The sequence below is a fragment of the Escherichia sp. KCJ4928 genome (assembly GCF_004352695.1).
In the GTDB taxonomy this organism is placed as follows: domain Bacteria; phylum Pseudomonadota; class Gammaproteobacteria; order Enterobacterales; family Enterobacteriaceae; genus ECMA0423.
Window position 1 is genome coordinate 1 of the sequence record NZ_SJWV01000197.1, and the last position, 6,977, is coordinate 6,977.

Annotated in this window: 5 protein-coding genes and 1 pseudogene; 2 read left to right on the forward strand and 4 right to left on the reverse strand. The window is 50.1% G+C overall.

The annotated features are described in order from the left end of the window. Positions 1–89 precede the first annotated feature (89 nt). The 4 genes from sixA to E0D98_RS19950 all read right to left on the reverse strand — a co-directional run bounded on the left by sixA (position 90) and on the right by E0D98_RS19950 (position 4,696). Positions 90–575, reverse strand: a complete 486-nt coding sequence (sixA, locus tag E0D98_RS19935) for a phosphohistidine phosphatase SixA (RefSeq protein WP_001195819.1) — start codon at positions 573–575, stop codon at positions 90–92. 202 nt (positions 576–777) lie between these two features. Beyond that, positions 778–2,922, reverse strand: coding sequence for a fatty acid oxidation complex subunit alpha FadJ (gene fadJ / locus E0D98_RS19940; protein ID WP_000426169.1), 2,145 nt, complete (start codon positions 2,920–2,922; stop codon positions 778–780). Beyond that, positions 2,922–4,232, reverse strand: a complete 1,311-nt coding sequence (gene fadI / locus E0D98_RS19945; RefSeq protein ID WP_000531991.1) for an acetyl-CoA C-acyltransferase FadI — start codon at positions 4,230–4,232, stop codon at positions 2,922–2,924. Before fadI ends, fadJ begins: the two co-directional genes overlap by 1 nt. Before the next feature lie 179 nt (positions 4,233–4,411). After that, positions 4,412–4,696 (reverse strand): YfcZ/YiiS family protein, encoded by a 285-nt coding sequence (locus tag E0D98_RS19950; protein WP_000030901.1) that lies wholly within the window; start codon positions 4,694–4,696, stop codon positions 4,412–4,414. 371 nt (positions 4,697–5,067) lie between these two features. On the opposite strand from E0D98_RS19950, the gene fadL reads away from it, so the two are divergent. Both fadL and E0D98_RS19960 read left to right on the forward strand, forming a co-directional pair. Continuing rightward, a complete protein-coding gene (fadL, locus tag E0D98_RS19955; RefSeq protein ID WP_001296861.1) occupies positions 5,068–6,408 on the forward strand; it encodes a long-chain fatty acid transporter FadL in 1,341 nt (446 codons plus the stop codon). Between the two features lie 364 nt (positions 6,409–6,772). Then, positions 6,773–6,977 (forward strand): annotated as a pseudogene (locus E0D98_RS19960) (hypothetical protein); the annotation flags it as partial.

Below are 6,977 nucleotides of genomic sequence, written 5' to 3' on the forward strand. Positions count from 1 at the left end.
TTCGATAGTAGTGAGGTTGACAGATATCCGCTGCCTGATGAGCAATTATGCCCAATGAATCTACCTCATTGGGCATAATTTGGAACACATCAGATAGCTTTTGCCATCTTCAGATTACACGGGCTCATCTGCCAGTTGAATGTACCGTTTCCGCTTTCATCAAGCGTTACGCTGGCAATGGCCGAGGTGGTAAACATAGGCGGCGTTTCGCCCGGACATAACTCGGCAACCAGATACCCGACTAACGGTAAGTGAGAGATCACCAGTACCGAAGCAACACCTTCATTGGTCAACGCCTGCAAATAGGCACTGACCAGACCAACATCGCCGCAGGGCGTTAACTCCGGCAGAACTTCTGCACTGGAAGGCAGGTTCAGACAATCCCCTACTTCTTCCAGTGTTTGCTCGGCTCGCAGGAACGGGCTCACCAGAACGCGTTCGATTTCCACTTTTTGACCTTTCAGCCAGTTCGCCATCAGGCGAGATTCGTCACAACCATTAGTGGTCAGAGGACGAACGGAATCACTGGCGGCATCGAGGGCTGCGTCGCCGTGACGCATGATAAAAACTTGCATATTGCACCGCTTTTGTTAACCAGATTCGCCCGTTTTCTTTCATCTGAAACCAGAGAAAGAAAACGGTGGCCGGCATTGTGCCTTATCCATTCACCGAATGAAACGCTGTTTTTTACCTCAATGGCGTAAGTATAGTCAATATGCGTTTACATTTTGACCAACACTCCGCCATTCAGCGCGGATTCATATAGCTTTGACCTTCTTATTGCAGGTCAGTTGCAGTTGTTTTCCAAAAACTTTCCCCACGCGCGCCCATCTCGACCAAACGCTCGCAAGGGGTAAAACGGGAACCATACTGCGTGGCAAGTCGTTGCATTATTGCAACCACTTCGCCCGCGCCGAGAGAATCGATATAGCGGAACGGTCCACCGAGAAATGGCGGAAAACCAATGCCAAATACCGCACCAATATCCCCGTCACGCACGCTACGGATAACCTGCTCATCAACACAACGTACTGCTTCATTCAGCATCAACATCACACACCGTTCAGCAACCTGCGGTGCGGAGAGTCGCCCCTGCCCTTGTGCGCCAATGAGCGGGTAAATGGCGGGATCGACCTGTTTTTTGCTTTTACGCCCTTTCTGACCATAAAGATAGAAACCCCGACCATTTTTTCTGCCTTTGCGATCGTCGTTCAAAATTGAAGAAACAACATTTGCAGGCGCGCTAAAACGTTCTCCATAAGCGGCTTCCAGTACAGGAATAATTTTAGTCCCGGTGTCGATTCCTACCTCATCCAAAAGTTGGATTGGACCTACCGGAAAACCAAATTTCACTAGCGCGGCATCAATGTGCTCTACCCGTTCACCTTCGGTCAGCATGCGGATAGCTTCATTAATGTAAGGCGCTAAGATGCGATTGACGTAAAACCCGGCTTTGTCACGCACGACAATGGGCGTTTTGCCCTGTTTTTTCGCCAGTTTTACCGTAGTGGCGATGGTTTGCGCCGATGTACCCGCATGAGGAATAATCTCTACCAGCGGCATTTTTTCCACCGGACTGAAGAAATGCAGGCCAATAACTTGCTCAGGTCGCGTGGCGTGAGCTGCGATATCACCAATCGGTAAAGATGACGTATTCGAAGCAAAAATGGTATGAGCGGCGCAATTTTGCTCCACTTCCGCCACCATCTGTTGTTTTAATTCGAGATTTTCAAACACCGCTTCAATAATCAGATCGCGATGGGCAAAGCCGCGATAGTCCGTCGTTCCGGAGATTAATGCCAGCTGTTTGTCACGTTCGCTGGCTTTGAGATGACGACGGCGAACTTTGCCCTCCAGCTGATCCCAACTGTACTTCAGCGCATGATTTATGCCCTGCGGGTTGATATCTTTAATTCTGACCGGAAGCCCCGCTTTACAAGCAGTGACATAAGCAATACCGCCGCCCATCAAGCCACCACCTAAAATTCCCACGCTGTTTAATGGCGCAGGCGGTGCATCACTACCGGGATCTTTCTTCACTTCCGTACTGGCAAAAAAGATACTACGCAAAGCTTGCGATTGTGGCGTCATCGCCAGTTCGCCAAACGCCCGAGCTTCGGCGTCATAACCGCTGCTGGTGCCCTGCGCTAATCCCGTTTCAACAACCTCCAGGATGCGTTCTGTCGCCGGATAATTGCCTTGAGTTTTGTGTTCTGTTTTCTTGCCGACCATTTTGAACAGCAGCGCACGACCTAACGGCCCCGCCAGAATACGCTCGCGTACAGGTAGAGGGCGGGAAGATGGGCGATCCTTCTTCGCCAGCTCAACAGCGACTTCCAGCAAAATGGAGTGCGGAACAACGTCATCCACCAGCCCCAGCTTTAATGCCTGTTTCGCCCGAAGTTGTTTTCCGGTGAGGATCATCTCTAATGCTGTGCTGACGCCTATCAGACGCGGTAAACGCTGGGTGCCGCCTGAACCGGGTAACAATCCAAGTTGTACTTCAGGCAAACCGAGCACCGTTTTAGGATCGTCAGTACAAACGCGACCGTGGCACGCCAGCGCCAACTCCAGCCCACCACCCAGGCAAGCGCCATGAATAGCCGCGATAACCGGAATGGGCAAAGCATGAATCTCCGCCATCAACTGTTGGCCCTGCCGCGCCAGTGCTTCCGCTTCTTGCGCCGTTTTGCAGTTGCCGATCATGTTGATGTCTGCGCCAGCAATGAAGTTGTCCGGTTTAGCGGAGACAAACACCACGCCTCGCAACTCTTTGTTTTCACGGAGTTGCTTAATAATGGCGCGCACCTGCGAGGCAAACTCCGCCTTCAGGGTATTCATTTTCTCACCCGGTACGTCGATGGTGATAACGGCAATGTTGTCCAGACGAACATTAAGGGTAAACGCTGATGTCATTTCCATTATTCCGCCTCCAGAACCATTGCCGCGCCAAGCCCACCGGCAGCACAGGCGGTAACTAAACCAAATCCACCGCCGCGACGGCGAAGTTCATGCAATGTCTGGGTAATCATCCGTGCGCCGGTCGCCGCGAAGGGATGTCCGTAAGCAATCGAACCGCCAAGCACGTTAAATTTGCTATCGTCCACTTCGCCAGTGGCATGTGCACGCCCCAGTACTTCACGAGCAAAACGTTCACTACCCAGCAACTGAATATTCGCCAGTGTCTGAGCTGCAAAGGCTTCGTGCATATCGATCAATGTCAGATCGCTCATTGTCAAACCGGCACGTTCCAGCGCCAGCGGTGTTGACCAGGCCGGACCGAGCAACATGTCCTGCCAGACATCAATCGCAGTAAATGCGTAGCTGCGCAGATACCCCAGCGGCACCAGCCCTAATTCTTTCGCCCGGGATTCAGTCATCAGGATCACCGCTGCCGCGCCATCGGTCAGCGGCGTACTGTTTGCCGCCGTTACCGTTCCGTGTTTGCGATCAAACGCCGGGCGCAGCTTTGCGTAATCGGCAAGCGAGGAATTACCGCGAATATTGTTGTCTTCGACAAGCGGTTGTTTATAAGGAGGGATAAAGGCAGTCATCACCTCTTCTTTGAGTTTTCCGTCTGACCATGCCTGAGCGGCACGCTGATGCGAACGGTGCGCTAATGCATCTTGCTGTTCTCGGGTGATGCCGTAGGTTTTCGCCATTTGTTCGGCGGTGTCGCCCATCCGCAAGCCAGTAGAATATTCTGCTACCGCAGGCGGTACGGGCATTAAGTCGCGCAAACGCAGGCGAGAGAAGAGTTTCAGGCGCTGGCTCATGGTTCGAGCTTTGTTGACATCAACCAGCACGCGCGCCAGTTTTTTACTGACGCCAATTGGCAATACGGAAGAGGAATCTGCCCCACCGGCAATCCCCGCTCGGATAGTTCCCGCCATCAGGCTTTCTGCGACGTTTGCAACCGCCTGGAAACTGGTAGCGCAAGCGCGGCTGACGCTGTAAGCATCGGTATGCACATTCATTCCGGTACCGAGAACAATTTCACGCGCAATGTTGGGGGCTTCAGGCATTTGTACGACCTGACCAAAGACCAGCTGTTCAATCACTTCAGCGGGGATCTCGCTGCGTGCCAGCAGTTCGCCTACTACCATCTTCCCTAAATCAACCGCGGGAATGCCATGAAAAGCCGTCCCCTGGCGGGCAAAAGGCGTACGTAAACCGCTAACAATGGCGATACGATCGCCCTGGCGGGTAACCAGCGGTAAAACCTGACCCATAACACTCCCCTGTAAAAAAATAAATAAAGTGGTCTGACCTGATCATAATCTTAACCATTTTTTTACATTTAGCCAAGCGGAGAAAAAAGAAAGTGGGAGCTATGACACAGTGAAGACAGGAGAAAGAAAAGAAAACGCCCCTGCCAGCAACTGACAGGGGCGAACGTACCCGAGAGGAATTAACGCAGACCCAGCTGGAAGATCAGCATTTCAGCTTCGCAGGCAAAAGTGAAATCGATATCCAGGCGCACACCGTCAGACTCTTCAGTGAAAGTCGGGGAGATTTTGCACGGTTCGGATTCCACGCTACGGGCTTTTTCAGTCAGCGCCGCCAGCGTTTGTTCTGCTTCTGCGCGGTTTGCAAACACGCGGCTGTAAGACGCGGTGCAGTCGGAGTTGTCCATAATGGTGCCAACATCCATACAGCAGCAAACCGGGGTTTCATCAGCACTACATTTACTCATCGTTGATTTCCTCTGTATGTGCACCCAAGGTGCCAGATAAACGTTGTGGATATTTTACGCTTCCGGAAAGTGCTGCTCCAGTTGTTAATTCTGCAAAATCGGATAAGTGACCGAAATCACACTTAAAAATGATCTAAAACAAAATTCACCCGAATCCGCGAGTGCGCAACCTCCAAATTTTGCCAGCTGGATCGCGTTTCTTAGATCATATTTGAAAAAAGATGGAAACATACTTGCAACATTCCAGCTGGTCCGACCTATACTCTCGCCACTGGTCTGATTTCTAAGATGTACCTCAGACCCTACACTTCGCGCTCCTGTTACAGCACGTAACATAGTTTGTATAAAAATAAATCATTGAGGTTATGGTCATGAGCCAGAAAACCCTGTTTACAAAGTCTGCTCTCGCAGTCGCAGTGGCACTTATCTCCACCCAGGCCTGGTCGGCAGGCTTTCAGTTAAACGAATTTTCTTCCTCTGGCCTGGGCCGGGCTTATTCAGGGGAAGGCGCAATTGCCGATGATGCAGGTAACGTTAGCCGTAACCCCGCATTGATTACCATGTTTGACCGCCCGACATTTTCTGCGGGTGCGGTTTATATTGACCCGGATGTGAATATCAGCGGAACGTCTCCGTCTGGTCGTAGCCTGAAAGCCGATAACATCGCGCCTACGGCATGGGTTCCGAACATGCACTTTGTTGCACCGATTAACGACCAATTTGGTTGGGGCGCTTCTATTACCTCTAACTATGGTCTGGCAACAGAGTTTAATGATACTTATGCAGGCGGCTCTGTCGGGGGTACAACTGACCTTGAAACCATGAACCTGAACTTAAGCGGTGCGTATCGCTTAAATAATGCATGGAGCTTTGGTCTTGGTTTCAACGCCGTCTACGCTCGCGCGAAAATTGAACGTTTCGCAGGCGATCTGGGGCAGTTGGTTGCTGGTCAGATTATGCAATCTCCTGCCGGGCAAACTCCTCAAGGGCAAGCATTGGCAGCTACCGCCAACGGTATCGACAGTAATACCAAAATCGCTCATCTGAACGGTAACCAGTGGGGCTTTGGCTGGAACGCCGGAATCCTGTATGAACTGGATAAAAATAACCGCTATGCACTGACCTACCGTTCTGAAGTGAAAATTGACTTCAAAGGTAACTACAGCAGCGATCTTAATCGTGCGTTTAATAACTACGGTTTGCCAATTCCTACCGCGACAGGTGGCGCAACGCAATCGGGTTATCTGACGCTGAACCTGCCTGAAATGTGGGAAGTGTCAGGTTATAACCGTGTTGATCCACAGTGGGCGATTCACTATAGCCTGGCTTACACCAGCTGGAGTCAGTTCCAGCAGCTGAAAGCGACCTCAACCAGTGGCGACACGCTGTTCCAGAAACATGAAGGCTTTAAAGATGCTTACCGCATCGCGTTGGGTACCACTTATTACTACGATGATAACTGGACCTTCCGTACCGGTATCGCCTTTGATGACAGCCCAGTTCCGGCTCAGAATCGTTCTATCTCCATTCCGGACCAGGACCGTTTCTGGCTGAGTGCAGGTACGACTTACGCATTTAATAAAGATGCTTCAGTCGACGTTGGTGTTTCTTATATGCACGGTCAGAGCGTGAAAATTAACGAAGGCCCATACCAGTTCGAGTCTGAAGGTAAAGCCTGGCTGTTCGGTACTAACTTTAACTACGCGTTCTGATAACGCGTTCGCCTGGATAAAGTCACCTGCATAGCAGGTGACTTTAACTCCCCCACTTCACCGAAAGTAGTGTCCTCATTGCTTACCTCCTGAGTTTTGCAAACAGCCTGTTGGCAGCTTGCCCTTTCAAATCAATAAGCGGTATCCACAGACAAACCTGAAGGGAAAGGCATATTTTCAGGCGTTCTGCTCGTCCTTCTCAAAGAGTTTACTTTTCTGCATTTCCAGGATACTCCCCCCCCTGGCTATTGTGCGCTCATACACTCAAATTAAAGATAGGTTCTAAATAAATGAGCGTTTTTTGATAGTCTATTTCATTAGGTAATATATATTTGTAACAAATCAATCAAAATGGAATAAAATCATGCTACCATCTATTTCAATCAACAATACCAGCGCAACTTACCCAGAATCCATTAATGAAAATAACAATGATGAAATTAATGGAGTAGTACAAGAGTTCAAAAACCTTTTTAATGGTAAGGAAGGAATAAGCACCTGTATTAAACATCTACTTGAGCTTATAAAAAACGCCATACGAGTAAACGACGATCCTTATAGATTTAATA

Bases quoted from the DNA above. Each gene is read 5' to 3' on its own strand.
- fadJ (WP_000426169.1), bottom strand. From the start codon at position 2,922: ATGGAAATGACATCAGCGTTTACCCTTAATGTTCGTCTGGACAACATT.
- fadI (WP_000531991.1), bottom strand. From the start codon at position 4,232: ATGGGTCAGGTTTTACCGCTGGTTACCCGCCAGGGCGATCGTATCGCC.
- E0D98_RS19950 (WP_000030901.1), bottom strand. From the start codon at position 4,696: ATGAGTAAATGTAGTGCTGATGAAACCCCGGTTTGCTGCTGTATGGAT.
- sixA (WP_001195819.1), bottom strand. From the start codon at position 575: ATGCAAGTTTTTATCATGCGTCACGGCGACGCAGCCCTCGATGCCGCC.
- fadL (WP_001296861.1), top strand. From the start codon at position 5,068: ATGAGCCAGAAAACCCTGTTTACAAAGTCTGCTCTCGCAGTCGCAGTG.